This is a genomic window from Kordiimonas sp. (assembly GCF_048260245.1).
Lineage (GTDB): Bacteria > Pseudomonadota > Alphaproteobacteria > Sphingomonadales > Kordiimonadaceae > Kordiimonas.
This window is the reverse complement of record NZ_JBLXGZ010000037.1, coordinates 12797-38684: the sequence shown is the minus strand read 5'-3', so window position 1 is coordinate 38684 and position 25888 is coordinate 12797. Positions and strand designations below refer to the sequence as shown.

The following is a 25888-nucleotide window of genomic DNA, read 5'->3' as shown; positions in this document are numbered from 1 at the left end:
ATTGTGATCACCGTCAGCGGTGTGAACGATGCAGCCAGCTTTGGCGGTACGCTGACCGGTAGTCTGAACGAAGATACCGATAGCGTCAGTGGTTCCGCAACGGTGACGGACGTCGACGGAGCCAACAGCTTCACGGCGGAGACAGTGGGCGGGACCTATGGTGACCTGACGATCGCGGCCAATGGTGACTGGTCCTATGACCTTGACGAGGCCAACACCGACGTTCAGGCGCTGGGAGCTGGCGATACGCTGGGTGACACGCTGACGGTTGAATCTGCTGACGGTACAGAGCAGGACATCACGATTACCATCAGCGGTGTCAACGATGCGGCGAGCTTTGGCGGTGACCTGACGGGGAGCTTGAACGAAGATACGGATAGCGTCAGTGGTTCAGCGACGGTGACGGACCCAGAGAGCGCCAACCAGTTCACCGCTGAGACGGTGGGCGGCACCTATGGTGAGCTGACGATCGCTGCCAATGGCGACTGGGTCTATGACCTTGACGAAGCCAACACCGATGTACAGGCACTTGGCGCAGGCGACACACTAGGCGACACGCTGACGGTTGAATCTGCTGACGGCACAGAGCAGAGCATTGTGATCACCGTCAGCGGTGTGAACGATGCAGCCAGCTTTGGCGGTACGCTGACCGGTAGTCTGAACGAAGATACGGATAGTATCAGTGGTTCAGCGACGGTAACGGATCCGGAGAGCGCCAACCAGTTCACCGCAGAGACCGTAGGTGGCACCTTTGGTGATCTGACGATCGCGGCAAACGGCGACTGGGTCTATGACCTTGACGAGGCCAATACGGATGTTCAGGCGCTGGATGCTGGTGATACACTAGATGACACGCTGACGGTTGAAGCGGCCGACGGCACAGAGCAGAGCATTGTAATCACCGTCAGTGGTGTGAACGATGCGCCACAAGCTTCCGCGGGGTCGGTCACTGCGGTCGAGGACGTCGGTGTGACATTCAGCGCTGCCAACTTTGCGTTTAGCGACGCCGACACCGGAGATGCTTTGGTTTCGGTGCGTATTGACAGTCTGCCAGGCCAAGGAGCTTTGCGTTACAATGGTGGCGCGGCGACGGTTAATCAGGTTATTGCTGTCGCAGATATTGGTAATCTGACCTATATGCCGCCGGAAGATGTGGACGGCGTTACCTCTTTCACCTTCAGTGTGTCGGATGGTACCGACTGGAGCAGCGCACCAACTGTGATGTCGATTACTCTGGAGGGAGCCAACGATCCCCCCGGTATGCCGAGGTTGACTACAAGTGGTGTATCGGAGAACCAAATCGGCGCGTTTGTTGGTACGTTGCGGGCTGTGGACCCCGAAGGGGACGCGGTGACTTATTCGACGAGTGACAGCAGGTTCCGTGTCATCGGCGACAAGCTTTATCTGGCCCAAGGTGTATCGCTCGATTACGAGACGTCCTCCAGTATTACCATTCGTGTCTCTGCCAGTGATGAAGAGGGCTTCCGCAGTTCCGCATTCGTAGATATCCCTGTTATCGACGTTGTACAGGAGGGTGGCAGCAATACACAGACAGGTGGTACGGCACCTGATACGCTGCGAGGGTCAGGAGACAATGACACCCTTAGTGGTGGTGGCGGTAATGACCTGCTTGACGGTGGTGACGGTGATGACCTCATCCAGCAGAACGAGGATGACGACGGTCAGGATATCATTGTCGGTGGCGCAGGTAACGACAAGATCAATGCGGGCGGCGGCAACGACTTTGTTATTGGCGGCGGCGCAAACGACGGTAATAACCGACAGTCTCTGGATGAAAACAGTGACCCGAATGCTCCGGGAGCTGACACCATTCGCGGCGGTAGCGGGGACGACACCATTCTTGGTGGCGGCTGGAATGACGACCTGACGGATGACAATGGTCGGTATGATGATGGCGAAGAAGTCGAAAGCAGCAACGAAGACAATGTTATCTGGGCTGGCAGCGGCAATGACGTGGCTGCGGGCTCTAGCGGGAATGATATCCTTGGCGGTAGTGATGGCGGTGACGTGATCAAGGGCCTCAGCGGCGACGATGTTATCTTTGGCAACGACGACGATGATACCGTACTTGGCGGTGACGGCGACGATACGCTCTTTGGTGGCAGTGGTAACGATATCATCGGTGGCGGCGATGGTGACGACATCATATGGGCCGGAGCAGGGGATGATCAGTTGTCGGGCGGAGATGGTGCGGATGGCTTCATCTTTGGTGCGGCAAGCGGTAATGATGTGATCTCCGACTTTGACGTGTCTGCTGACAGCCTCGACTTCCTGGGCCGCTTCTCTTCGGTGGAAGACGTCTTGTCGGCATCGGCTGATAGCACCCAAGAGGGGACAGCCGGCGTGCTGGTCAATCTTGGTGATGGGGAAAGTGTCTTCCTGTCAGGCGTCACTGTCGAGCAGTTGGCTGACGCGAACCTTGTGCTTTAAGCTAGTTAGAAACCTGATGGAAAAGGCGGCTGTTGGCCGCCTTTTTTATTGGTGTTAGCAAAGCGAATTTTTGCCTGTCTTCCAGCCGGCCAAAGGGTGGGCGCATAGGTGGGGTCGCTATAACGGCAAACCGGGTGTCAGGAAATTTTATCGATATCGCCGATGTCAAGAATTGGTGAGGCGTCGAGGTCTTCTGCATCCATCATCGAGGCGATGCGTTGAAGCGCGCTAACGAGCATGGAACGTTCCCAGTCTTCCAGCAGTCGGTACTGCCTTAGAAACCCTGCTTGCAAGAGTTCCGGCGCCTCTTCCAGACGGCGTTGGCCTTCTGTGGTTAGGCAGGCGTATATGACCCGTTTGTCGGTATCGCTACGTTCCCGACGGATGAGTTCCGCTCTCTCAAGGCGATCCAGAATGGACGTAATAGTGGCCTGGCTAAGGGCTACGTTGCGGGCAACGGAGCTTGGCGACGCCCGGCCCTCTTTACGCAGAGCTTGCATTACAACGAGCTGTGGTGCCGTAAGGCCCGATTGTTTGACAAGACGTTTCGACTGTAAGTCGATCGCTCTCATGATCCGTCTGATTGATATCAGAATATCGTCGTAATCGCTCATAATCTCGGGGTCCAGCCTTGCTACATCTACTTGCCTTACCGTGAATTTTCTTTCTGCACAATCCTGTTCCATCAGTCTCTCGCGAGGTCGAGGATACAATCAAGCAGCACGTTGGCACCATTCTCGATGTCGGACCAGTGGGTAAGTTCATCTGGAGCATGGCTCACGCCGCCAACGCTCGGTACGAAAATCAGGCCGGCATCGGTGATGTTGGAGAAAAATTGCACATCATGTCCGGCCCCGGAAGGCATCCTCATATAGCTATAGCCACGATCTTTTGTTTTGTTCTCAATAAGATCAACGACGGCGCTACTGCAATATTGAGGATCCAGCCAACTCATCTGCTGGTACTCGAACATCAGCCTATGTCGCCGCGCGATAGAGGAAAGGACCCGCCGACATGCATTGGCTAGGCCGGTCATAACCTCAGGATCAAGGTCACGCCCGACGATCGTAAATTCAACCTCGCCAGGTACAGTGTGCGGAAAGCCTGGTTTAAGCGCTACATGGCCAATGGTGATGCGTGATTTCTCAGTCCCTTCTTCGTCAATGATGCGTTGAATTTCGTGAGCAAAGTCAGCTAGGCCAAGGAAGGCATCTGAACGCATGTCCATGGGCGCGGTGCCTGCGTGGTCGGCCTTGCCGATCAGGCGCACAATCCATTTGAAAACACCTGAAATACCATCAACAACGCCGATAGATTTGCGTTTAGCCTCCAGCACAGGGCCTTGCTCGACATGGATTTCCAGATAGGCTTTCAGGTCTTCCGGGCGACGATAGGCATGCAATACATCCTGCAAATTCAGGCCGTGTGCTGCCATGGCCTCTTTGAGGCTTATGCCATTTTCATCCTTGGCGCTTTCGAGCCAGGGCAAGGTGACACAGCCCGTCAGGGCTTGCGCGCCCAGCATGCCTCCAAAACGCCCTTCCTCCTCACTCGTGCCGACAATTTCGATGGGGTAATCTAGGCTGATATTGTTGTCCCGTATGGTACGCACACATTCAAGCCCCGCGATGACGCCAAGTGCGCCGTCAAAAATGCCACCAGCGGGCACCGAGTCAAGATGCGATCCAACCATTACGGCGGGTTTTTCCATGTCGCCGTAGCGGCCGATCACATTGCCTGCGCCGTCCATCCGGGCAGTCATGCCGTTTTCCTCGAACAGCTGCATCGTCCAGCGGCGTGCCGCCATGTCAGCGTCGGAGAAACCCTGCCTGTATACGCCCTTGTCTTCCTCGTTGTAGCCAAATCGCGATAGATTAAAAAGATCGTGCTCTATACGTTTTATTGACACATTTGGCATGCAGTATTCTCTCTCTGGTAGTTGCTGGCAGTAAACCATATAGGCATACAGGCCTTAAGAACAAATAATTTGAATTCAAATTATTATTACAGTAGGTTTCATCAGAATAAAGTTCGCGTTTGTTATGATTTAAGCTGAAGGGGCGGTATAATTCGAGCGTTTGCCGCATACGTTGTTATTACAACTGTAATGATAATGTCATCGGTTTGGGTGTCACCCTCCGCAGTCTTGGCTGCTGACCTCACAATATCCGATGACGGTTCCTCCGCTGGCTATGCAACTATTGCGTGGCCCGATGTCGAGGGGAAAAACTTTGTGCTGGAACAAAAAAACAACACAGAATGGGTTGCCGTCTATGATGGCTCCGACCGCGCTACAACACTCAGTGGTCTGCCCGACGGCCCGCGTCAGTACCGTCTGAAAGTTGACGGAATGGCGGCCGGTGAGGTGCTGACATTCACAGTCCGCCACCATCCCTTGCGACGTGCATGGGCCTTCTTCTGTATAGGTGCGGTTATGTTTGTCATGCTGATCGCACTTCTTGTTTCCGGCAGTCGCAAATCTCTTCCCAAGAATTCATCCAATAGCGTGGGGCAATGATCCATGATGAATGCGGACGCAGTTCTGCCAAGCGGGATAGCTTGGCTGATAATAGGGCTCTTTTCTCTGCTATGGATATGGCTGGGATGGCGGCTTGGCCGCAACAATAATTCCCTTGAAGATTATATGCTTGCTGGTCGTAAGGTCGGTATGGGCTTCGCGGTTGCGACCGCGATGGCAACATGGGTAACCAGCAATACCACGATGACGGCCCCCCAACTCGCTTACCAGCTTGGCGTCTGGGGCATGGTTGGTTATTCGCTTGGCGCTGTTGGCCTTATACTGTTTGCGCCGCTCGCGCGCCGTATCAGAGAGATGATGCCGCAAGGCTATACTAGTGGAGACTTCATTCGCCTGCGTTACGGCAATATCGCGTGGCGTATCTTCCTTGTTATTTCGTTTTTCTACAGCCTTGGCTGGCTGATCAGTCTTGGTATGGCCGGCGGCCTGTTAATCAATGCCCTCAGTGGCATCCCCTATGCTTACGGTATGACCGTGATCGTCGTGATCTGCACGCTCTATACGGTGTTTGGTGGTCTGAAGGCGGTGATCGGGACCGACTTCGTGCAAACCATCCTTATCTTGCTGGGGGTCATTGCGCTTGCCGTGCTGGTGATCAATGAGGTGGGCTTTGATGCCATTCATACCCAGTTGCAAGCCGAGCGGCCGGAGTTGCTGAACCTGCTTCTGCCTGCATCCATCATGTTTCTGTTTAATAACCTGTTTTTTGGTGTGGGTGAGATATTCCACTCCAACGTCTGGTGGTCACGGGCTTTTGCCTTTGCGCCCGGCGTCGGGATGCGGGCTTATCTTCTTGCGGGTGTTTTTTGGCTGCCCATTCCCGTTGTGGCGGGGTTCATTGCATTGGCCGCACCTGCGCTTGGTATCAATGTACCGTCACCGGACATGGTGGCGCCGCTGGTGGCAGGGAAGCTCTTTGGTTTAACCGGCGCGATCCTTGTCTTTGTGGTGGTGTTCGCGGCCCTTGCCTCCAGCCTCGACAGCGTGCTGGCTGCAACCAGCGACCTGATTGTCAAGGATATCTACAAAGGACACTTCCGCCGTTCTGCGAGCAACGAGGAGCTCCGTAAGGCCGCCGTCGTGATAATTCTAGGCCTCGGTGTGCTGACGTGGGCGCTTAGTATCCCGCGAATGGCGACGCTTGGTTCGCTACTGCATTTCACCGGTGCATTTGTGGCCAGTACAATCTGGCCCATCGCCGTTGGGCTGCTCTACCGCAGGGGTAGTGGCACGCTGGCGAGCCTCGCCATGGTGCTGGGGACCGCAAGTGGCCTTTATGCCTATTTCACAATTGGTTTTTACGTGGCGGCGCTTGTGTCTGCTGCGGTTTCGTTGCTTGTCATGCTTTTTGCGCTGGCTAGCAAACCCACTTTTGACTGGGGTCGGCTCAATGATGCCCCGTCAAATCCTGATGGAGAAGTCTCATGATTTCCGCTGGGGGGCTGGAAGCCCTGGTGGTGCCAGCGCTTGTGCTGACATGCGTTGCACCCGTTGTTTTGATTTATCTGGTTTGGCGTGACGTTCGGGAGAAGTCGCTATGGTAGGCGCGGAGAAAGCAATTTTTGATGGCGCTGCGACGTTTGAGCCCACGCGGCCGGATGTATACGGCGATGCACAGCCCAAGCACTTGCTAAGGGCGATCAATGAGGAGCACGAATACCTGCTCGCGCTCTCGAACAGTCATATCGCCAGTGCCGCACAGTTTGAACGCCCACTCTTGATGCAATTGTTTCGGCTCGCCGCGAAGTTTGAGGCTAACCCTGAGCGGTTTTCTGTACCGATCAAGCCGCTTGCGGGCAAATTACTGATCAGCGCTTTCTATGAGCCCTCTACCCGTACGCGGTTGAGCTTTGAAAGCGCGTGGCACCGGTTGGGTGGTGACATCATGTCCATCACGGATCGTTCCACGACGGGTATCGCTAAAGGGGAAAGCCTCTCTGACGTGGCGGAGATGTTCAACAACTATGGCGACTGCGTGGTGTTGCGCGACAATAATGAAAATTCGGTGATGGAGATGATGAATACCCTGCGTATTCCAATCATTAATGCCGGAAACGGGACTGACGAACACCCGACCCAGGCGCTTGCAGACCTCTATACGATTATGAAATGGAAGCCAGAGCTTCTGGCCGAACAGCCAGAAGAGAAAATACGCATTGGCCTTGTGGGGGTGCCAAAACGCATGCGCACCGTGCGCAGTTTTCTCACACTTCTGACACGGTTTTCCGCCATGGTAGAAGAAGTCGTGGTCATCCATGATGGCTCTGACGAAGAACTATATGGCCCCGGACAGCGTGAAAGCCTGATGCGTGAGGGCTTGAAGGTTCGTGAAGCAAGCGACCTGGACGCGGAATTGCCGTCGCTGGATGTAGTTTACATCAATGCCATTGCGTGGGTGGCCGACGGCTTTGAGGTGATGGGCAAGACACTGAAGCTGGATGCCAATTCACCGCTAAAGCCTTCAGCTATTGTGCTTCATCCGCTTGCGCGTGGTGAAGAGCTATGTACTTCACTCGATAGTACACCACACAATTGGTACTTCGCGCAGGCGAGAGGCGCTGTCTTTATGCGCATGGCGCTTCTGACATGTATGGTGCAGCGTACCGAGATGGTCATGGACGTAGTCTGACCGGGCCGTCGCCAGCAGAATGACTTTGAACACAATAAAAGAAAGCAGAGAGTAACATGTGCGGCATAGCCGGTATCTTCTATCGTGAGAAAAATCGTCCCGTGGACGCCCAACTTCTGGCCAACATGGCGGCCATTCAACACCATCGAGGCCCTGATGGCTTCGGCGTAGAGGTGATGGAAGGGAAAGGGGTTGGCTTTTCTCATGCGCGGCTTTCGATCATTGACCTGGATGAAAACCGGGCGCGTCAACCGTTCCGCAACGCTGACGACAGTCTGATGCTTGCGCATAATGGCGAGTTTTACGATTATCAGCGCATTCGGACCGATCTTACCAGCCGGGGTGACCGTTTTCAGACCAAAAGTGACAGTGAGATCATTTTGCATCTGATGCCGCGCTTTGGCCTTGAGGAAACTCTGCGGCGCCTGCGTGGTGAATTTGCTTTTGCTCTTTACGACGAAAAAGAAGATGCGCTGCACCTTGTGCGCGACCGCTTCGGCGTCAAGCCGCTTTATTACCATGCTAGTGATAAAGGGGTTGTCTTCGGCTCTGAAATCAAGGTGGTTATGGCACACCCGGAAGTGCCGCGCCGCTTCAACAATGAAGGACTGTTGCATCAGCTCATGCAGGTGATGGTGCCGGGCACAACGGCTTATGAAGGCATTCATCAGGTTAAGCCGGGCCACGTCGTGACTTTCCGGCGTCAGGGTCTGGGGTATCAGATTGAAGACAAACCCTATTGGGACTTCGAATTCCCACAGGCTGATTATCACAAGGTGGTCAAAAAGGAAGAGGACAGTATCGAAGCTGTGCGCGAAGGCCTGACCGAAGCGGTACGCTTGCGCCTACAGGCCGATGTGCCGGTGGGCTGCTATCTTTCTGGCGGGGTCGACAGTTGCTCCATCCTTGGGTTGTCGGCCGCAATGCGGCAGGGGCCGGTAAAGGCATTTACCATCGGCTTTACTGACGCGGCCTATGACGAAACACCAATTGCGCAGGAGATGGCCAGCGCGACCGGTGCAGATCAGGATATCCTGCGCCTTGATGCCAACCACCTTTACGGCCATTTCGAGAAGACTGTGTGGCATGCCGAGCGCACCATCTATAATACGCTCGCGGTTGCCAAATACCTGATGAGCCAGCACGTAAGAGATGCAGGCTATAAAGTTGTGGTGACCGGCGAAGGCTCAGATGAGCTGTTCGCTGGCTATCCCTCCTTCAGGCGCGATTTGTTCCTGCATGGCCTTGAAGACCTCGACGCCAAGGAACGCGCGAGCTGGCAATCCATGCTGGGGGAAAGCAACAAGCTGTTCACCGGTGCCATGCTGTCGGCGGACGAACATGACGATATGTATCTTACTGATCGTATCGGGTTTACACCCAGTTGCCTGCAGCCGTGGTTGTCCTGCGAACAAACGGCACGCGGTGTGATGAATACTGACCGGGCCGCATTACTCTCGGATTATAAGCCAGGTCTTGCGATCGCGGAGCGGCTTGACCGCAGCATGCTTGATGGGCGTCATCCGTTGGATCGTGCGCAGTATGTCTGGTCAAAAACCATGCTTGAGGGTCAGATCCTGACCTGGGGTGGGGACCGGGTTGATATGGCGAATTCCATGGAAGCGCGGCCAGCGTTCCTTGATCATCATTTGGCGGAAATGGCGACGAAAATTCCGCCCCTGCACCGTATCAAGGACCGCAAGGAAAAATACGTGCTCAAGGAAGCCATGAAGGGGCTGCTGCCCAAGACTTTGTATGAGCGGGAGAAATTTGCGTTTATGGCGCCACCAGCGACCACCAATAAAGAAAAATGGTCTGCGATGATGGAGCTTGCGAATGAGCATCTTGGTGACAAGGCGCTGGATGAAAGCGGGCTTCTTGATAAGGCTGGGGCCCAAAGCTTGCTCGCCGAGGCACAAAATGATGACACCCCGCGCGCCCGCAAGGTACAGCTTGACGCCGTGATTAACCACATGATGGGTGTACAGATGTTGCACAAACATTTTGTCGCGACGGATGTGCCTGCGCTTGCGGCAAAACGTGCGCAAGAACTGGGCTGGACAGCTGAAGCGGGGCAACGCGTCGCCAGCTAGGTCTTTCGCCCATGAGAGCAAAGCCATAAGTTGCGTTGGTCTTTGCTCTCCTCGTCGCGGTGAGCGTTAATTTTTCTCCTGTGACAACAGGTAAACCGCGAGATCTCTACGTTCTTTGGCGGTAAAGTCATAACTGGGCATCGGGCTTGGCGGAGTCTGCAGCAGCGTGGCGAGGCTGTCCACCGTGTACCGTGTGCCAAGGTCTTGTAGGACCTTGACCTGCACGCCAGCGGGCGCCGCTTCGGGAACGTGGCAACCGGCACAGCCTTTCGCGCCAAATAGTTGCTCACCTTCTTGCGAAAATTGCGCAACTTCCTCGCTGCTGTAATCGGCGAGCGGAGCAGCCTTTACTTCTTGGCTTTCCTCATTAGCCGCAACAGCTATATCGTCAAAGCCCACACGGTAGATTACGCCGGCATAATCGTCCGATATATAAATTGCGCCGTCTGGCCCTTGCGCGATGTCAACCGGGCGACCAATAACATCCTCGTTTTTTTCAAATCCAGTCAGGAAATCTTTCTGGGTGATTGTGTTGCCGTCAAAATGCAGGGACACAACTTTATAACCCGCGAGTGTGCTGCGGTTCCATGAGCCGTGCAATGCCACAAGCGCGGCGTTTTCATACCCTGCGGGTGCGAGATCAGGGGCAAGAAAACGAATACCTAGCGGGGCACGGTGCGCCCCAAAACCATGCACCATGGGCTGCGAGCGCGCGACCTTGTCCGGGTGCTCTTCGCCATAATCAGGGTCGGCGACCTTATTGTCGTATGCATATGGCCAGCCATAGTCTTGACCGGTTTCAATGCGGTTGAGCTCACAGTGGGGGGTGTCATCTCCCAGGAGGTCGCGGCCATTGTCTGTGCCGTATAGTTCATCGGTGCCGGGATGCCAGTCGAAACCGACGGTATTCCTCAATCCGGTTGCATATATTTCCGCGTCCGTACCGTCAGGTTTCATCCGCAGCATTGACGCACGGTAGGGGTGCTCTTCGATGCATACATTACAACTGGAGCCCACGGTTACATACAACATGCCGTCTGGTCCAAAACCGATGGTACGCGTACGGTGATTACCGCCTGCGGGCAGCGCGTCAAACACGAGCTCAAGTGAGCCCACAAGCCGAGTTTCAGGATTAAACCGGGCACGCAGGATGCGGCCTGTTTCCGCGACGTAGAGGTATCCTTGCGCAAGCGCTAAGCCGTGAGGCACATCCAACCCATGCAGAAGCACAGTGCGGCCGTCAGCCTTGCCATCGCCGTCTTCATCTCGGTGCAGCAGGATCACATTGCCTTCCCGCATGCTAGTGACAAGAATATCACCGGTTTGTGTTATGCGCATCATGCGAGCGTGGAGGACATCTCGGGCGAAAACGCCAATGCGAAGACCCTCTGGCAAATCAAATTTTGCCGATAAAGTATCGTCGGCTGGTGCCTCAACCTGTTTGCCGGTCAGGAAATCGACCATCGGGCCTTTGACCACAAGATTTTCGGGCCACCAGATCCACAGGCCTACAGCAAGCACGATGATCAGCACTAAAAAACCGGCAAATAACTTCCTCAGCATACCTTACCTCCCCTAGACGTCCATGCGTTCATGACGCGCAATATACTACACAAAATAGATATCCGTACCAGCACCGCTGGACAGACCCGGGTATTGCGGTTATGGCCTGAAGTACATTCAATCTACGGGAGCATGGGAAAATAGGTGTATCATGAGTAAAAATGAAATCTATGAAACGGTTGTTTGTCAAATTGAAGCGGTGTTGGACGGAGAGAGCGACCGGATCGCACAAATGGCAACCATTGCCTGTCTCCTGTCTGAGGCGTTTCCGGAGCGCTATTTCTGGACAGGTTTTTATCTTGTTGACCCAGCCAAGCATAACGAGTTGGTCGTTGGCCCGTATCAGGGCACTTTGGGTTGCCTGCGCATTCCGTTTGGAAAGGGCGTTTGCGGTACAGCCGCCGCGACCGGGGAGACCCAGGTCGTGACAGACGTTCATGCGGTGCCCAATCATATTGCGTGCGACAGTCGTAGTAATTCTGAAATTGTCGTGCCAGTTTTTGATGGTTCAGGTAAGCTTATTGCGGTGTTCGATGTTGATTCAACAGAGTTTGGTTCCTTTGACGAAGTCGACAAAGAATACCTTGAGGGCCTCATGGCCAGAATTTTCCGCGGCGACACCTCGCAACAATAAAATGAAGGCCCCTGTCGGGCTGGTGAACGGAGTTAGGCATGAAATATCTGCACACCATGGTGCGCGTGAGCAATCTTGAACAATCGCTGGATTTTTATTGCAGCAAGCTTGGTCTCAGGGAAGTGGGGCGTAAGGACGTGGAGGCCGGGCGCTTTACGCTGGTCTTTCTAGCGGCGCCTGGGGATGAAGATGCTCAAATTGAGCTCACCTACAACTGGGACCATGAAGCTTATGATGGCGGGCGAAACTTTGGTCATTTGGCCTATGCCGTTGAAGATATTTATGATACCTGTCAAAGGCTTATGGATGGTGGGGTGATCATTAACAGGCCCCCGCGGGACGGAAGGATGGCTTTTGTAAAAAGCCCGGACAATATATCCGTTGAACTACTTCAGCGCGGCGACGCCTTGCCTCCCAGAGAACCTTGGGCCAGTATGCAAAATACGGGGCAGTGGTAAGAGTGTGCGCTCGTGCCGAGTGTAGTGGATGTTAATTGTTTTTTTAATATTCTAAGCCTCAATAGTTGAGCTGAGTGACGTGAGGGGATAGTCTTTGCAGCTTCATTGGTCTGACAGGATATCGTTTAAGCTCGCTCGTACAGCGGTGGTTATTGCTTTTGCCGTTGGTCTTGTCCTCTCAGCAGGGCAGGTTTATCTCGATTATCTCGAGGAAGGCGGCATTCTGGCCCAGAAGGTGAATAAAAGCCTTCAGGTCGCGGAAAAGGCCGCGACTCGCGCTGTGCTTATCCTCGATTCCGACCTCGCACAGGAGGTGGTCTCTGGCCTTATGGAATATGAATATGTGGCGGAAGCCGCTATTCTGGATGACCATGGATCAGTCCTTGCAGGCAATCAACGAGACACCAGCAGTTTTGGCACGGCCAGTGTCAACTACGCGCGTTACTTCATCAATGATACCGCCACCTATAACTTTCCGCTCGCGCTGCCGGACACAATGGCTGAGCGCCCCGGTAGTCTGCGTGTCGTGATCGACCGGGCGGTTGGTTTGCAACCGTTTTTCTCACGCGCGGTCACAACATTTCTGAGTGGCTTTGTGCGCAACCTTCTGCTTGTCATGCTGCTTTACTTCGCCTTTCACCAGGGGCTGACCAAGCCGCTCGCGCTGATCGTCGAGAAAATCTCCAGCATTAATCCAGAGCATCCTGGCGAGCAACGTATCAGTGTACACCGTCGGCACAAGAAAGATGAACTTGGTCTGTTGGTTGGGCAAATCAACCTGTCGTTTGATGCAGTGCAGGTCCTTTTGGACAATTTACGCTCTACCAACAAAGCCTTGTCGTCGTCGGAGGAGGCTTTGCGAAAGCGGTCGTGGGAGCTTGAGCAGGAAGTTGAACGAACTAAAAAAACGTCGATGGAGCTTATTGTAACCAAGGAACAGGCCGAGGCGGCTAACCGGGCAAAAAGCGTGTTTCTTGCCAATGTGAGCCACGAACTGCGTACGCCGCTTAACGCAATTATCGGCTTTTCAAGCATCATGGCCGACCAGATGTTTGGCCCTATTGGTCACAAAAAATATCGTGAATATCTGCAAGATATCCGCTCCTCCAGCGAGCATCTCTCTGATGTGTTGGGCGAAGTTCTCGATCTGGCGAAAATTGAGGCAGGCCAGTTTAAAATGGAAGAGGAAGAGGTTGATATGGTCAGACTCTTCCATGAGAGCCATGCGCTGATCTCCGGTCAGGCAACGCAGCGTGGCCTGCGGGTGGAAGTGGATGTTCCCGAAGATCTACCGCGTATTAGCGGGGACCGTCTGCGCTTGAAACAAAGCGTGCTTAATCTGCTGTCCAATGCCGTCAAATTTACGCCGGAAGGGCGCGGTGCTGTAAGGTTGAGCGCAGCCATGGATACCAAGGGGCGCATGCTTATCAAAGTGGCGGATAACGGCATCGGCATTCCGGAAGAGGAGCAGGCCCTTGTATTCTCGCCCTTTATGCGTTCTGCGTCCGCCCTCAGTCGCAGCCATGAAGGGACAGGGCTTGGCCTCTCCCTTGTGAAGGCATTCCTTGATATGCACGGCGGGGACATTTTGCTGGAAAGCGAAGTGGAGAAGGGAACAGTCTTTACTCTCGTGCTGCCCGCGGAGCGGGTTCTGACAACCGAGTAAGCTATCGTGATCCTTAATGTGATCTAGAGGAGGGCGTCCGGCGCAAAGTCAGGCGGTGTGTTTTAGGGGGCTGTACCCATGAAGAAGCTGGTGCTCCCTCATGGGTAGTATCTGCTCGGTGTTCCGTATTTACGCTGCGTCCAGCGCCTGCGCGAGATCTGCGATCAGGTCGTCTGCGTTTTCAACGCCCACCGAGATACGCAACATGCTTTCGTTTATGCCGAGGCGGCGTTTAACATCGTCGGGCACATCGGCGTGTGTCATGGCGAAAGGGTGTTCCATCAGGCTCTCGGTGCCGCCAAGGCTGACTGCAAGTTTGATGATCTGCAGTGCGTCGAGTACCCGGAAGGCGGCGGCTTCATCGCCTTTAACATCGAAGGCAAAGGTGGAGCCCGCAGCACCCGCGCACTGTTCCTTGAAAATGCGGTAGGCCGGTTCGTCTTCACGCAAGAAACCAAGATAATGCACCTTGGCGACCTTTGGGTGGTCACGCAGGTATTCAGCAATTTTCTTGGCGTTGTCTGCTGCAGCGGTCATGCGCAATTTGAGCGTTTCAAGCGACCGCATGATCAACCAGCCGGTATGTGGATCGCACATGGTGCCAAGGATGGTGCGGAAACCCATCACCGGCGCCATGGCTGTCATGTTGCCAACAGCCGCACCGGCCACCACGTCGGAATGACCGGCAACATATTTGGTGAGCGAATAGATGACGATATCCGCACCGTGCTCAAGCGGTTTTTGCCAGACGGGCCCGAGGAAAGTGTTGTCGGTCATGATGACGGGGCGATGGCCGGTCTCTTCACCCAGGCTATCCGCGAGGTCGCGGCAGCAATGCAGGTCAATGAGGCCATTAGTCGGATTAGCCGGGGTTTCGGTGTAGATCACGGCGACACGGCCCAGTTTCTTGGCTTCCTCGATGGCGGGTGCCAGGGTCGGCTTGTCACCACCTGCCGTGAATTCAACCGATTTTATGCCAAATTCAGGCAGGATGTTACGGATAAGAAATTCTGTGCCACCATAAACGGGCGCGGAATAAACGATAACGTCACCCGGCCGCAAATAGGACCAAAGGCACGTGGAGATCGCCGCCATGCCGCTTGAAAAGGTCAGGCCTTTTTCCGCATCTTCCCAAAGCGCGAGGCGGTCTTCCAGTACTTCAAGGTCGGGGTTGTTGATGCGCGAATAAATCAGCCCCGGCTCTTCGCCCTCCGTCGCCTGCCGTTTGCCGTAGGCCAATTCAAAAAATTCCTTGCCGTGTTTTGCGCTTTCGAAAACGAAGGTTGAGGTCATAAACACCGGCGGCTTGAGTGCACCCTCCGAAAGGGCAGGGTCATAGCCGTAGCCCATCATTTGTGTCTCAGGGCTAAGGCGATGATTGCCAATCATTTTTTTGCGGTAATTTTTACGGCTGACGGTCATTGGTGTATCCTTGTGAAGTTTTTCTTGTCCATTGTGATGGATTATCTTTTGCGCTGTTTTGCCCGGAATCAGAGGATGCCGCAACCTGATTCTGGAATGGTTTCCATTAATTAGGTGATTATTTTCAAGGGACCTGATGTGCTGCCGAAGATGCCAGATTCGGGCGTAACACTGTTGTGTGCAGGCTTGATTAAATCGCCCACCGGTGCTTACTAGGCGCCTGTGCAAGTTTGAGGGAGACGGGTGTGGAAAAGGCGCCGGTAAATGAAACGCAAGGATATGCCGGTTTCTGGGTCCGCAACCGTAATGTAATATTTTTAATGATCGCGCAGGCCTGTTTCCTGTCCTGCAGCATGACCGTCGTGACGTTCGCAGGGTTGACGGGGGAGATGTTGGCCACCAACAAGGCGTTGGCGACACTGCCGATGTCTCTGTCAATTGTCTCGACCGCTGTATCGACGGGCCCGATGTCCATGCTTATGCAGTGGCGCTCGCGGCGCTTTGGTTTCCGCTTGGGCGCGACCGTTGGTATCGCGGCCGCTGCTGTGGCGTCATATGGTGTTTATTCAGGCAGTTTTCTTGCCCTTTGTATCGGTACAGCGTGTTTCGGCCCTTTTCAGGCTAGCGCGCAATATTACCGCTTCGCCGCGGCAGAGAGTGTGGCGCCTGCCGGTGCACCGCGGGCGATTTCTCTGGTCCTGATCGGCGGGCTTTTGGGTGCGCTGCTGGTGCCCGGCCTGACCCGTTGGTTCAATGAGTTTTTTCTGCCAGTCAACATGATGGGGGCCTTCGTTTTTGCGGGCGTGGTGTCAGCGCTTGTTTTGTTGCCTGTCACGTTCTTAAAGCCGCTTGAGAAACCTTTTATCGGCGATGATGGGGCTGAAACCACGCCAGATGCGGGGCGGCCTTTGAGTGTAATCGCGCGAACGCCGGGCTTCATTGTTGCCGTCCTGAATGGGGCATTGGGCTACGCAATGATGAGTTTCGTCATGACGGCAACGCCCCTTGCCATGAAAGCTTGCGGGCTTATCGGCCAAAGTATTGATGTTATTCAGGGCCATGTGATTGCGATGTTCCTACCCAGCTTGTTCACAGGGTCACTTATCCAGCGTATCGGGCTGCTGCCGGTCCTGCTGTTGGGCCATGGTTTTTTTGCCGTCGCTTTTATTACGGCGCTATCGGGACTTGAGATCGGGCACTTCTCCGTAGCCCTTATTGCCCTTGGTGTAGGTTGGAATTTCTGTTTTGTTGGCGGCACCACATTATTGACCCGCGTTCATACCGATGCCGAGAAAGGGCGAGTACAGGGCCTGAACGAATTTCTCGTCTTTGGCACAACGGCTGTGGCCTCGCTTTCAGCCGGTGTGATCCTGCAACAGTTTGGTTGGCGGCTTGTCAATCAGTCCGCATTCGTTATGTTGGTGATCGCTGCGGGTGCTACCATTATCTGGGGGCTGTTCGCAGTGCGAAAACCCGCTGCAAACTGAATCCCGAGTAAAGGACGCCTGTATGTTGATTGTTCTGTCACCTGCAAAAAAGCTTGATTTCGAAAGTGAAAACATGGCGTCGAGCACCGATGTGCCGCAAATGCTAGACCAGGCAGAGATGCTTGCCAAAAAGGCAAAACAACTGCGCGCGGCTGACCTCAAGGCAATGATGGGTATCTCTGACGCGCTGGCAGAGCTGAATGTTGCGCGGTTCAAGGCGTTTGAAACGCCATTCACGTCCGCCAACGCCCGCCCGGCAATCGATGCTTTTAAGGGCGATGTGTATATTGGCATGGACGCACCGAGCATGAACGAAGACGACCGCGCATTTGCCAACGACCATGTTCGCATTCTCTCGGGGCTATACGGGGTGTTACGCCCGCTTGACCTGATGCAAGCTTATCGGCTTGAAATGGGCACCAAGTTTGTCACCCGTCGCGGGAAGGATCTTTATGCATTCTGGGGCGACCGTATTGCCCGTTCGCTCAATGAAGACTTTACGGATGAAGAAGATTCCATCCTTGTGAACCTCGCCTCGCATGAGTATTTCCGCGCCGTAAAATTGAAGACGCTGAAGGCGAAAGTCATTACACCAAACTTTAAGGAAATCAGGGACGGCAAGGCACGGGTGATCTCGTTTCTTGCTAAAAAGGCCCGTGGCATGATGGCGCGCTATATCATTGACAATCGCATCGAGGAAGTTGAGGCGTTGAAAGACTTCGACCTTGATGGGTACCGTTATGACGAAACCACTTCTACTGCGACAGATTGGGTTTTCTCCCGTCCACAGCCCTAGGGTTGGTTTATAGTATTAGGCAAAGCAAAAGCAGCATCCGGTAAACAGAAGTTGTTTCGACAGACGCCACCCTCGCGCTATACTCCCTGACATACTGTCAGGACAAGTGAGGGGAAGACCCATGGACTTCAAGATTAACGGCCGCACCGTGAGCTATGATGGCGACGGTGAGATGCCGCTTCTTTGGTATTTGCGCGATCTCGCAGGCATGACCGGCACCAAATTTGGGTGTGGAGCGGGCCTGTGCGGTGCATGCACTGTGCATGTGGACGGTATGGCGGTTCGCTCATGCCAGACATGGATGGACGATGTAAGCGGCACCGAGATCACCACGATCGAAGGGCTCGGCACCGGTGACATGCTGCATGCGCTACAAATCGCATGGGCGGAAAACAACGTGCCGCAATGCGGCTATTGTCAATCGGGCCAGATCATGCAAGCGGCATCCTTGCTTGCAGATAACCCAAATCCAACGGATGAAGATATCGACATGGCCATGTCGGGGAATATCTGCCGGTGCGGAACATACCAGCGCATCAAAAAATCCATCCGCGATGTCGCTGACGGCAAAATCAAGGGAGGCAAGCTATGACCCGTATGGTTGAAAATGTCTCTCGCCGAGGCGTGCTTAAGGGCGCCGGTATTGTGGGTGGCCTTGTGCTGACAGCCCCGCTTGTCTCCAAAGGTTTGATGGCCGAGATCAAAAAAGCCTCCGGCATGCTGGAGGCAACCAACTACTTGTCCATCAGCGAAGACGGTACGGTGAATATCTATATCCACCGTGTTGAGATGGGGCAGGGTAGCCGTACTGGTCTGCCGCAGATCATCGCCGATGAGTTGGACGCTGACTGGAACCGCATCAACTTTGTTGCCGCTTTTGGCGACCAGAAATTTGGTGACCAGAACACCGATGGTTCGACCTCGATCCGTAAATTCTATGACACCTTCCGCCACGCGGGTGCCGCTGCGCGTATGATGCTGGAACAGGCTGCCGCTGAGAAATGGGGTGTGTCAGCCGATCAGGTGATGGCTAAAGAACACCGCCTTCACAACAAGGTGACGGGCACGTCCGCAGACTATAGCGAATTTGTCGCCGCAGCGGCAGAGCTGCCAGTACCGGATGCCTCGTCGGTTGCCTACAGGGCTAAGGAAGACCGCCGGTTTATCGGCAAGCCTGTGCGTAATATCTATATGAAGGAATTTGTCACTGGCTCCAGCCAGTTTGGTCAGGATGTGCGCCGTGAAGGCATGCTATATGCTGTGGCAAAACGCCCGCCGGTGGTTGGTGGCAAGCTTACGGGCTATAACCGAGAGGCCGCGATGGCGGTCAGTGGTGTGGTGGACGTCGTTGAGCTGCCAGCGATGGAAAAACCCATCATGTTCAAGCCGCTCGGTGGCCTGGCGGTGCTCGCGACCAATACTTACGCCGCCAAAAAAGGCCTTGAGGCCGCCGCACCTGAATTTGAAGCGGGTGACAACAGCGGATATGACACCACTGAGTATGAAAAGACCCTGTGGCAAGCTATCGACGGCGAAGATGTGAACCACCTCAAGCGCGGTGATGCGGACAAGGCGCTCACAGAAGCAGCGAGTGTGGTGGAAGCAGACTATTTTGTGCCGCACCTGCACCATGCGCCTATGGAACCACCGGCGGCAACAGCGGAATGGGACGGCGACGCACTCAAAATGTGGGTGTGCTGTCAGGATCCGCAATCAGTGCAGAACACTGTTGCACCCTACGTGGGCCTGAAGCCTGAACAGGTGCATGTTGAAGCCACGCTGCTGGGCGGCGCTTTTGGTCGCAAATCCAAACCGGATTTCGCTGCCGAAGCTGCGATCCTCGCCAAACATGTGGGAAAGCCGGTGAAAATGGTCTGGACCCGTGAAGACGATGTGCAGCACAGCTATTATCACACCATCTCGGCCCAGCGCGTGAAAGGCGCACTGGAAGCAGACGGCACGGTAACTGCGTGGAAACACAAAACAGTTTTCCCGTCGATCTTCGAGATTTTCGACCCCAGTACCGAAAGCCCGGTTGCGCTTGAAATGGGGCTTGGTCTTCTTGATATGCCCTTTGAAACACCGAACCTGCAAATTGATGCAGGCAGGGTGAAGGGGCATGTCCGCATTGGATGGATGCGCTCGGTGACCAATATCCAGCATGCGTTTGCACTGGGGTCGTTCGTCGACGAATTGGCTAAGGCGGCAGGTAAACGAACAGATGACATGTGGTTGGAGCTTATAGGCTCGGACCGCATGATCGATCCGGCCAAGGATGGTGCAGACTATTTCAACTATGGTGAAACGCTGGACCGGCATCCGGTTGATACCAAGCGCTTGAAAGCTGTGCTCAAAAAGGCGGTTGAGATGTCCGGGTATGGTAAGGATATGCCAAAAGGTCATGGCCTCGGCATCTCGGTCCACCGCAGCTTCGTCACTTATGTTGCCAATGTGGTGGAGGTCGTCGTCAGCGACGATGGCCGTCTGTCGGTGCCACGCGCGTGGGTGGCGGCAGACTGTGGCCTAGCCGTGAATCCAGACCGGGTGAAAGCGCAAATGGAGGGCGCTGTTGTCTTTGGTACATCCATAGCCCTGCATGGTCAGATCACCGCCAAGGATGGCCGCATTGAGCAGAGTAACTTTGACGGCTATCCGGTGTGCCGCATTGAGGAAAGCCCGCATGTAGAAGTGGCAATACTGGAGACGACCGGCGTGCCGGGCGGTGTGGGAGAGCCCGGCGTACCGCCTGTGGCACCTGCGATCACTAACGCTATTTTCGCGGCCACGGGCAACCGCATTCGGCGTCTGCCAATTGGGCATCAGCTCACAGCCTGACGCGTGTGAGTATAAACAAAGAAAGGCGGCCCTGGGGATTGGGCCGCCTTTTTTATTTGCTTGTTATCCCTGCCTTAGAAACGGAAGGCAACACCAAGGCTTGGCACAACAGTGTCGTCGCCATATACGTTTGCTTTTACGCGCAGCGAGAGGTTGTCGCCGATGGCGCGCTCATAGCCTGCAATAAAGCTGATGTCGGAGCCGGTTTCGGTATAGCCAGCTGCCGACGCTTTGGCTTTCACATAGCCAACACCACCGAAAATGAGGTCGCGTTTTTCGGCGCCAAACGCGTAACCGACCGTACCGTTCACGGTCCAGATGTGGTCAAGATATTGGATGTCGGCGTTTCCGAACGTACCCTCAACGCCGACAACAAGGTTGCTGTCCAGTTGCTTGCGGTAGCCGCCTACGGCGCCATAATAGATGTCGTCGGAGCCGTCGCTGAAGGTGTGGCCGAATTCACCGCCAAGGTAGAAGCCGTCAAAGTGTTTTTGATCTTGTGCGTTAGCCGCACCTGCGCCAAGCAGGGTGGCTGCAATTGTCGCTGTCAGAAGTGTCTTTTTCATTCTCTGTATCCTCGTGGTTAGGTTTTTTAAACGCCGGTCTTTGCCGGTCGCCGCGGATACATAATGCTTCTGAAAACGAAGTCAATTGGCATTTGGTATTTATTTTAAGCTATTGAAGTGTGTGACTTTTTTGCTACATCCATGGGGTGTGGTCGGTAGCCAGTGTGTGCAATGTTCTGGTGCGCCAGACAAGCGCTGTCCTATACGGAATATAGGGAATGCTCACTTTATGACCAGCCAGTTTGATCACCAGCGTTGCAAGGCCCTTCCGGCGTTGGCCGGGTGTCCGTTTGATCTTAAAGTCTTGTACCTTGTAGATTGGGAAAGCGACCAAATTATGGCCAAGAAGGCCTCGCCGCACAGCGATATATTTACCGTTGGTCCAGTAGCCATATTTGAGGTACCTGAGCCGCAACAGCGGATACAAAATAAGCGGTATGGCCATCAGCAGCAGCAACCAGGGCGTGGCAATCAGCGCCAGCAGAACGGCTACAGCTGTGGAGGGTAGCATGAAATCCAGCCAGAACAACCGTCTCAAATAAAGCTTGTTGATGGGGGTGAATTGCACACTGCCCCAAACAAGGTCAGGGTAGAGCTTTGCCAGAAGCGCCTCAATCTGGGTGTCGGTCATGCTGGGAATAATGAATTTTGTCTGCTTGGCGCCAGTATCAGGCTGGTCGTATCCCGCCGCAAACCCGATCTGTTTCAGGGTAAGGTGGCTTCGGTGCATCAGGCGCGCAGTCCACGGCTGTGCTATGCCGAGCGCTTGAATTTTATTCCGGGGCAAGCTGGTCTCGGACCGTTCGAACAGGCCTTTTAGCCGGTGAAAACGGTCGTCTGAGAAACTGAGCCGGTAATCATAATAGATGACAATGGCCCCAAGCACCGACCCAAGCAGCAACAAAGCCAAGACCAACACGGCGACACCTGCGAAAACAGCGGCGACCGCGCCCGTGCTGTGTGACGCGATATAACTCTCCGGTACATAGAGCCAGTCCTTGATCAGCGCGCCGACTTTTTCATCGACCTGACTGATGGCGCCTGCCGCAAGGCCGGCGAATACCCAGACGTTATTATTGCTCAGCCCATAGCGCACCAGTTCGCCGATCGGATGATGGATCAGGCCTTGAGGCGGCTCGGCGTTGTTATCCGTTTTTACGGCCTCGGGCTCGCTGCCATGTGATGCGGATTGCGGCGCGCCGAGGACATTTTGCCGAAGTTGCTCCGCCAGGCGCCGGTCAATCCCGGCAAGGCTGACTTCTTCATTTGCGGAACCCGCGCTTTCCAGCGCCATGTTCACCAAGCCAAAGGGGCGAAAATACACTGGCTCCTTCAGGGCGATATTCTGGATGCGGTCAAAGGAAAGGGTGAGCCGTTTTTTATTGATCACCCCCTTGTGGATCAGAAAGGCGTTTTTATTGATGCGAAAGCGAAAATTCAGGTAACTGAGCACGGAGGCGGCAAGCAATAGCGCGAGGGCCGCTGTTACCACGAGTATCGCAACTGACAGCCGATTGTCGCCGCCGGAGAAAAAGAAGATACCGCCAAAGATCGCGGCGTTTTGTATGCCGTGTTTGGCAAAGCCCATAATGAACGAAAGCACAAAATAAACGATGGACACCGGCGATAGCCTTTGCCACTCGTTGACCAGCTTGTCGGGAGCTGATGTCTCTGCGCTTGCATCACTCATCGCTGCAGTCTGCTCCGGCCTTTTCAAGGATAAAGGCGCGAAGCCTTGTGGCGTCTGCATCCCGTAGGCCAGGGATGGTGAGGTCTGCACTGCCGCCGCCCGCTGCAAAAAACTTGAGCGTGGAGAGACCGTAGAAGCGCTCAAGCGGCCCGCGCTCCACCTCTACGTGCTGGATACGGTTGAACGGCAACGACGTTTCGCTTTGCCAGATGATACCGTGCCGGTAGTGCACGTCCTGCGCCCGTACCGCATAGCCACAATGCGCCGCTGACTGCCGTGTCAGGATAATGATGAAGGGCAGGGCAATAAGCGGTAGCATGTAAAGAAGGAAGCCCGGGACCAATGAACTTTCGATATCGGCCAGTGTTTTGACAATGATCCAGGCTGTGGTCACGGCGGCCCAAATTGCAAGGCCGATGAGCGTCAGAATCAGCGCCCGGTGCTTATCCAGCGGCTCAAACTCAATCTCTTGACTATCCGGAAGGTCATCGTACTTCAGCAGTTCTGTACTGAAATCTGTGTCCGCCATGCCTCTCCCCCTCACGGCTTGGTATAAATCCCCACTTTCACCGAAGGCAGGGCTTGAACGTCTTTCCCATACTTGGGTATAAGGCGGGCCTATCGCAAGGGTGACAGATTTTTTGTCACCCGCCACCGTAACGAAGGGCAATCATGGCGCCACCAATTCTCAGCCTCAAGGAAATTTATCTGCATTGGGGTGCCAATCCCGTGCTTGACGCCCTTGAAATGCATATCGGCACCACAGACAGACTGTGCCTTGTCGGGCGCAATGGCACCGGTAAATCGACGCTGCTGAAAGTGATCGCGGGTATCATTGAGCCCGATGGTGGCGAACGCTGGGTACAACCCGGCAGCCGCATTGCCTATCTGCCGCAGGAGCCTGATGCATCCGGTTATGTGACCCTCAAGGATTATATCCTTGGCGGTTTGCCAGAGGATGAGCGCGATCAGGATTACCGGGCCGATGTGCTGATAGAAGACCTCGACATCAAAGGTGATGCGTCGCCGGATACAGCGTCCGGCGGTGAAATGCGCCGTGCGGCGCTTGCGCGCACCCTGATCGGCGAACCGGAACTGTTGCTGCTGGATGAGCCGACCAACCACCTTGATATCAATACGATCCAGTGGCTTGAGGCGTTTCTCAAGGGTTGGCGCGGCGCCATGGTGCTGATCAGCCACGACAGGGCGTTTCTGGCTAATCTGGCAACCGCCTGCCTCTGGCTTGACCGTGGTCGGGTGCGGCGGCTTGATGACGGCTTTGCCAAGTTTGAGGAATGGCAGGAAAAAGTCTATGCCGAGGAAGCCGATGCGCTGAAGAAGCTGGACAAGGTGATCAAGGAAGAAACCCGCTGGTCGGTTGAGGGTATCAGCGCCCGGCGCACCCGGAACCAGGGGCGGCTGAGGCGGCTTCATGACATGCGCAAGGACCGCCGCAACACGGTGCAGGCGACGGGCCAGGTGAATATCTCGCTCGCGGGTGCGGACCGCTCCGGCACGCGGGTGATTGAGGCCAAAGGAATCTCGAAAAGCTACGACGGCCGTACCCTGTTTGAGGATTTCAGCATCCGCATTAACCGGGGCGACCGTATCGGCATTATTGGCCCCAACGGGGTCGGTAAATCGACCCTGCTTAAGGTGCTGACCGGGGAGCTGGCACCCGATAGTGGCACGGTGAAGCTCGGCACTAACCTTGAGACGATCCTGATCGACCAGAAGCGTGCCGCGCTCAAGGAAGACATGACGGTGATGGATGTGCTGACAGGCGGCCGCGGTGAGTGGGTGTTTGTTGGCGGCGAAAGCAAGCATGTCATGAGTTACCTCAAGGACTTTCTGTTTGACCCAAGCGTTGCACATACGCCGGTGCATGCCCTTTCAGGTGGGGAGCGTAACCGACTTCTGATCGCGTCCAATTTCGCCAAGCCGTCGAACCTGATGATCCTTGATGAGCCGACCAACGACCTTGATATGGACACGCTCGACCTGCTTCAGGAAGTGCTGGCCGATTATAAGGGTACCATCCTTCTGGTGAGCCACGACCGGGACTTTCTTGACCGTGTGGTCACCAGTTCCATCGTCATGGAAGGCGACGGCACAGCCACCGAATATCCCGGCGGCTATTCCGACTATAAGGCGCTCAAGGCGTTAACGGAAAAAGCTGAAGCGCCTGTCCGCGCAGAGAAGTCGAAAGCTTCGGTCAGGAACATTGCCGACGCACCAAAGAAAAAAACTGCCAAGCTTTCCTACAAGGACCAGCGCGAGCTGGATCAGTTGCCAGCCGAGGTTGAGACGCTGACGATGAAAATTGCGCAAAAGGAAGCGGAACTGTCGGACCCGGAGCTTTATGCCAAAAGCCCCGACCGCTTCAGTACGCTGTCCAAGGAGCTTGAGGTCATGCGCGACACACTTGATGAGAAAGAAATGCGCTGGCTTGAACTTGAGGAAATGCGGGAAAACCTCGGCGGTTAGGCCTTTAAGCGTTTGGTACAGGCCGTTAATATGGCTGCGCCTAAACGTCCTGTAGCGAGACGCCCAGTTCATCTTCCAGCAATTTTATATTGCGCAGATTAGCCTTGAAACCGATGTCGAAGATGTCGCCGATCAAGGGGATGGAGCCGATAATCCAGTCGAGACCAAGGTTGCCGAGCATTTTCAGTAAGGCCTTGCGGCTTGCGCCCAGCCGTCTCGCTTCAAAAAGAATATAGGCGGATATGAGCGCTGAGAGGGTGTCGCCCGCGCCGGGGATTAGACCAAGGATACTGTCAAGCCCGATACGGATGTTAACGACGGGGATGTTGAACTGGCTGTCGAGAAGCCGCGCCAGACGGTATATGCGCTGTGCACGTTTGCGGTCCCTGTCTGTCAGACGGTTGTGGCCACTCTCCGTCATGTCGCGTCCCCCAGGTTTTGTAGAGCCATTGAGCGCTGCCCTATTGCTGTTGCTTGCATTCTCACCGAAATGCGGTTTGATAACAAGGGCGGAGCAAGGGCGGCGGGCTGATCAGCGCAATACTGCCTGCCTCAAAATAGCCAAGCAGCCC

At 54.8% G+C, this 25888-nt stretch carries 21 protein-coding genes; 13 read left to right on the top strand and 8 right to left on the bottom strand.

The annotated features are described in order from the left end of the window. Nucleotides 1-2451: VCBS domain-containing protein (locus ACN0VM_RS15405; RefSeq protein ID WP_417451792.1), on the top strand; the 2451-nt coding region annotated here is incomplete at its 5' end. Between the two features lie 137 nt (nt 2452-2588). Here the strand turns inward: ACN0VM_RS15405 and ACN0VM_RS15400 are convergent. Continuing rightward, on the bottom strand, nt 2589-3137 hold the full coding sequence (locus ACN0VM_RS15400; protein ID WP_417451791.1) for a MarR family winged helix-turn-helix transcriptional regulator: 549 nt from the start codon (nt 3135-3137) through the stop codon (nt 2589-2591). Beyond that, nucleotides 3137-4369: a Zn-dependent hydrolase gene (locus ACN0VM_RS15395; protein WP_417451790.1), complete on the bottom strand. Its 1233-nt coding sequence runs from the start codon at nt 4367-4369 to the stop codon at nt 3137-3139. The genes ACN0VM_RS15400 and ACN0VM_RS15395 overlap by 1 nt, the downstream gene beginning before the upstream one ends. Before the next feature lie 195 nt (nt 4370-4564). Between ACN0VM_RS15395 and ACN0VM_RS15390 the strand changes: the two genes are divergently transcribed. The 4 genes from ACN0VM_RS15390 (at nt 4565) to asnB (ending at nt 9712) form a co-directional block, all read left to right on the top strand. Further along, nucleotides 4565-4969 (top strand): hypothetical protein, encoded by a 405-nt coding sequence (locus ACN0VM_RS15390; protein ID WP_417451789.1) that lies wholly within the window; start codon nt 4565-4567, stop codon nt 4967-4969. Between the two features lie 3 nt (nt 4970-4972). Further along, nucleotides 4973-6418, top strand: coding sequence for a sodium:solute symporter family protein (locus ACN0VM_RS15385; protein WP_417451788.1), 1446 nt, complete (start codon nt 4973-4975; stop codon nt 6416-6418). A 109-nt stretch (nt 6419-6527) separates the two neighbouring features. Continuing rightward, nucleotides 6528-7619, top strand: coding sequence for an aspartate/ornithine carbamoyltransferase family protein (locus ACN0VM_RS15380; protein WP_417451787.1), 1092 nt, complete (start codon nt 6528-6530; stop codon nt 7617-7619). Nucleotides 7620-7675: 56 nt separating this feature from the next. Next, entirely contained in the window at nt 7676-9712 is a 2037-nt protein-coding gene (gene asnB, locus ACN0VM_RS15375) for an asparagine synthase (glutamine-hydrolyzing) (protein ID WP_417451786.1), read from the top strand. Nucleotides 9713-9778: 66 nt separating this feature from the next. Here asnB and ACN0VM_RS15370 read toward each other — a convergent pair whose 3' ends face one another. Beyond that, nucleotides 9779-11275: a PQQ-dependent sugar dehydrogenase gene (locus ACN0VM_RS15370; RefSeq protein ID WP_417451785.1), complete on the bottom strand. Its 1497-nt coding sequence runs from the start codon at nt 11273-11275 to the stop codon at nt 9779-9781. A 151-nt stretch (nt 11276-11426) separates the two neighbouring features. On the opposite strand from ACN0VM_RS15370, the gene ACN0VM_RS15365 reads away from it, so the two are divergent. The 3 genes from ACN0VM_RS15365 to ACN0VM_RS15355 all read left to right on the top strand — a co-directional run bounded on the left by ACN0VM_RS15365 (nt 11427) and on the right by ACN0VM_RS15355 (nt 14033). Then, nucleotides 11427-11909, top strand: a complete 483-nt coding sequence (locus ACN0VM_RS15365; protein ID WP_417451784.1) for a GAF domain-containing protein — start codon at nt 11427-11429, stop codon at nt 11907-11909. A gap of 38 nt (nt 11910-11947) precedes the next feature. Beyond that, entirely contained in the window at nt 11948-12367 is a 420-nt protein-coding gene (locus ACN0VM_RS15360; RefSeq protein ID WP_417451783.1) for a VOC family protein, read from the top strand. A 94-nt stretch (nt 12368-12461) separates the two neighbouring features. Next, the gene (locus ACN0VM_RS15355; protein ID WP_417451782.1) at nt 12462-14033 is read left to right on the top strand and encodes a sensor histidine kinase; all 1572 of its coding nucleotides are present in this window, start codon (nt 12462-12464) and stop codon (nt 14031-14033) included. A gap of 129 nt (nt 14034-14162) precedes the next feature. On the opposite strand, the gene ACN0VM_RS15350 is transcribed toward ACN0VM_RS15355, so the two are convergent. Then, complete coding sequence (locus ACN0VM_RS15350) at nt 14163-15455, bottom strand: cystathionine gamma-synthase family protein (protein ID WP_417451781.1); 1293 nt, start codon at nt 15453-15455, stop codon at nt 14163-14165. 245 nt (nt 15456-15700) lie between these two features. Between ACN0VM_RS15350 and ACN0VM_RS15345 the strand changes: the two genes are divergently transcribed. The 4 genes from ACN0VM_RS15345 to ACN0VM_RS15330 all read left to right on the top strand — a co-directional run bounded on the left by ACN0VM_RS15345 (nt 15701) and on the right by ACN0VM_RS15330 (nt 20573). Further along, nucleotides 15701-16942: an MFS transporter gene (locus ACN0VM_RS15345; RefSeq protein WP_417451780.1), complete on the top strand. Its 1242-nt coding sequence runs from the start codon at nt 15701-15703 to the stop codon at nt 16940-16942. A gap of 22 nt (nt 16943-16964) precedes the next feature. Beyond that, nucleotides 16965-17738: a peroxide stress protein YaaA gene (gene yaaA, locus ACN0VM_RS15340; RefSeq protein WP_417451779.1), complete on the top strand. Its 774-nt coding sequence runs from the start codon at nt 16965-16967 to the stop codon at nt 17736-17738. A gap of 121 nt (nt 17739-17859) precedes the next feature. Further along, on the top strand, nt 17860-18330 hold the full coding sequence (locus ACN0VM_RS15335) for a (2Fe-2S)-binding protein (protein WP_417451778.1): 471 nt from the start codon (nt 17860-17862) through the stop codon (nt 18328-18330). Beyond that, on the top strand, nt 18327-20573 hold the full coding sequence (locus ACN0VM_RS15330) for a molybdopterin cofactor-binding domain-containing protein (protein ID WP_417451777.1): 2247 nt from the start codon (nt 18327-18329) through the stop codon (nt 20571-20573). Before ACN0VM_RS15335 ends, ACN0VM_RS15330 begins: the two co-directional genes overlap by 4 nt. 74 nt (nt 20574-20647) lie before the next feature. Here the strand turns inward: ACN0VM_RS15330 and ACN0VM_RS15325 are convergent, their stop codons facing one another. The 3 genes from ACN0VM_RS15325 to ACN0VM_RS15315 form a co-directional block, all read right to left on the bottom strand. Continuing rightward, entirely contained in the window at nt 20648-21139 is a 492-nt protein-coding gene (locus tag ACN0VM_RS15325) for an outer membrane beta-barrel protein (protein ID WP_417451776.1), read from the bottom strand. Nucleotides 21140-21272: 133 nt separating this feature from the next. Beyond that, complete coding sequence (locus ACN0VM_RS15320; RefSeq protein WP_417451775.1) at nt 21273-22829, bottom strand: PH domain-containing protein; 1557 nt, start codon at nt 22827-22829, stop codon at nt 21273-21275. Continuing rightward, on the bottom strand, nt 22822-23358 hold the full coding sequence (locus tag ACN0VM_RS15315; protein WP_417451774.1) for a PH domain-containing protein: 537 nt from the start codon (nt 23356-23358) through the stop codon (nt 22822-22824). Before ACN0VM_RS15315 ends, ACN0VM_RS15320 begins: the two co-directional genes overlap by 8 nt. A 143-nt stretch (nt 23359-23501) precedes the next feature. Here ACN0VM_RS15315 and ACN0VM_RS15310 point away from each other — a divergent pair, with 143 nt between their 5' ends. Further along, entirely contained in the window at nt 23502-25316 is a 1815-nt protein-coding gene (locus ACN0VM_RS15310) for an ATP-binding cassette domain-containing protein (RefSeq protein WP_417451773.1), read from the top strand. Nucleotides 25317-25356: 40 nt separating this feature from the next. Here ACN0VM_RS15310 and ACN0VM_RS15305 read toward each other — a convergent pair whose 3' ends face one another. Further along, nucleotides 25357-25737: a DUF4112 domain-containing protein gene (locus tag ACN0VM_RS15305; protein WP_417451772.1), complete on the bottom strand. Its 381-nt coding sequence runs from the start codon at nt 25735-25737 to the stop codon at nt 25357-25359. Between the last annotated feature and the right edge of the window lie 151 nt (nt 25738-25888).

What these genes read in the sequence shown, in the direction of transcription:
- ACN0VM_RS15400 (WP_417451791.1), bottom strand. Translation starts at nt 3,137, where the DNA reads ATGGAACAGGATTGTGCAGAAAGAAAATTCACGGTAAGGCAAGTAGAT.
- ACN0VM_RS15395 (WP_417451790.1), bottom strand. Translation starts at nt 4,369, where the DNA reads ATGCCAAATGTGTCAATAAAACGTATAGAGCACGATCTTTTTAATCTA.
- ACN0VM_RS15390 (WP_417451789.1), top strand. Translation starts at nt 4,565, where the DNA reads ATGTCATCGGTTTGGGTGTCACCCTCCGCAGTCTTGGCTGCTGACCTC.
- ACN0VM_RS15385 (WP_417451788.1), top strand. Translation starts at nt 4,973, where the DNA reads ATGATGAATGCGGACGCAGTTCTGCCAAGCGGGATAGCTTGGCTGATA.
- ACN0VM_RS15380 (WP_417451787.1), top strand. Translation starts at nt 6,528, where the DNA reads ATGGTAGGCGCGGAGAAAGCAATTTTTGATGGCGCTGCGACGTTTGAG.
- asnB (WP_417451786.1), top strand. Translation starts at nt 7,676, where the DNA reads ATGTGCGGCATAGCCGGTATCTTCTATCGTGAGAAAAATCGTCCCGTG.
- ACN0VM_RS15370 (WP_417451785.1), bottom strand. Translation starts at nt 11,275, where the DNA reads ATGCTGAGGAAGTTATTTGCCGGTTTTTTAGTGCTGATCATCGTGCTT.
- ACN0VM_RS15365 (WP_417451784.1), top strand. Translation starts at nt 11,427, where the DNA reads ATGAGTAAAAATGAAATCTATGAAACGGTTGTTTGTCAAATTGAAGCG.
- ACN0VM_RS15360 (WP_417451783.1), top strand. Translation starts at nt 11,948, where the DNA reads ATGAAATATCTGCACACCATGGTGCGCGTGAGCAATCTTGAACAATCG.
- ACN0VM_RS15350 (WP_417451781.1), bottom strand. Translation starts at nt 15,455, where the DNA reads ATGACCGTCAGCCGTAAAAATTACCGCAAAAAAATGATTGGCAATCAT.
- yaaA (WP_417451779.1), top strand. Translation starts at nt 16,965, where the DNA reads ATGTTGATTGTTCTGTCACCTGCAAAAAAGCTTGATTTCGAAAGTGAA.
- ACN0VM_RS15335 (WP_417451778.1), top strand. Translation starts at nt 17,860, where the DNA reads ATGGACTTCAAGATTAACGGCCGCACCGTGAGCTATGATGGCGACGGT.
- ACN0VM_RS15330 (WP_417451777.1), top strand. Translation starts at nt 18,327, where the DNA reads ATGACCCGTATGGTTGAAAATGTCTCTCGCCGAGGCGTGCTTAAGGGC.
- ACN0VM_RS15325 (WP_417451776.1), bottom strand. Translation starts at nt 21,139, where the DNA reads ATGAAAAAGACACTTCTGACAGCGACAATTGCAGCCACCCTGCTTGGC.
- ACN0VM_RS15320 (WP_417451775.1), bottom strand. Translation starts at nt 22,829, where the DNA reads ATGAGTGATGCAAGCGCAGAGACATCAGCTCCCGACAAGCTGGTCAAC.
- ACN0VM_RS15315 (WP_417451774.1), bottom strand. Translation starts at nt 23,358, where the DNA reads ATGGCGGACACAGATTTCAGTACAGAACTGCTGAAGTACGATGACCTT.
- ACN0VM_RS15310 (WP_417451773.1), top strand. Translation starts at nt 23,502, where the DNA reads ATGGCGCCACCAATTCTCAGCCTCAAGGAAATTTATCTGCATTGGGGT.
- ACN0VM_RS15305 (WP_417451772.1), bottom strand. Translation starts at nt 25,737, where the DNA reads ATGACGGAGAGTGGCCACAACCGTCTGACAGACAGGGACCGCAAACGT.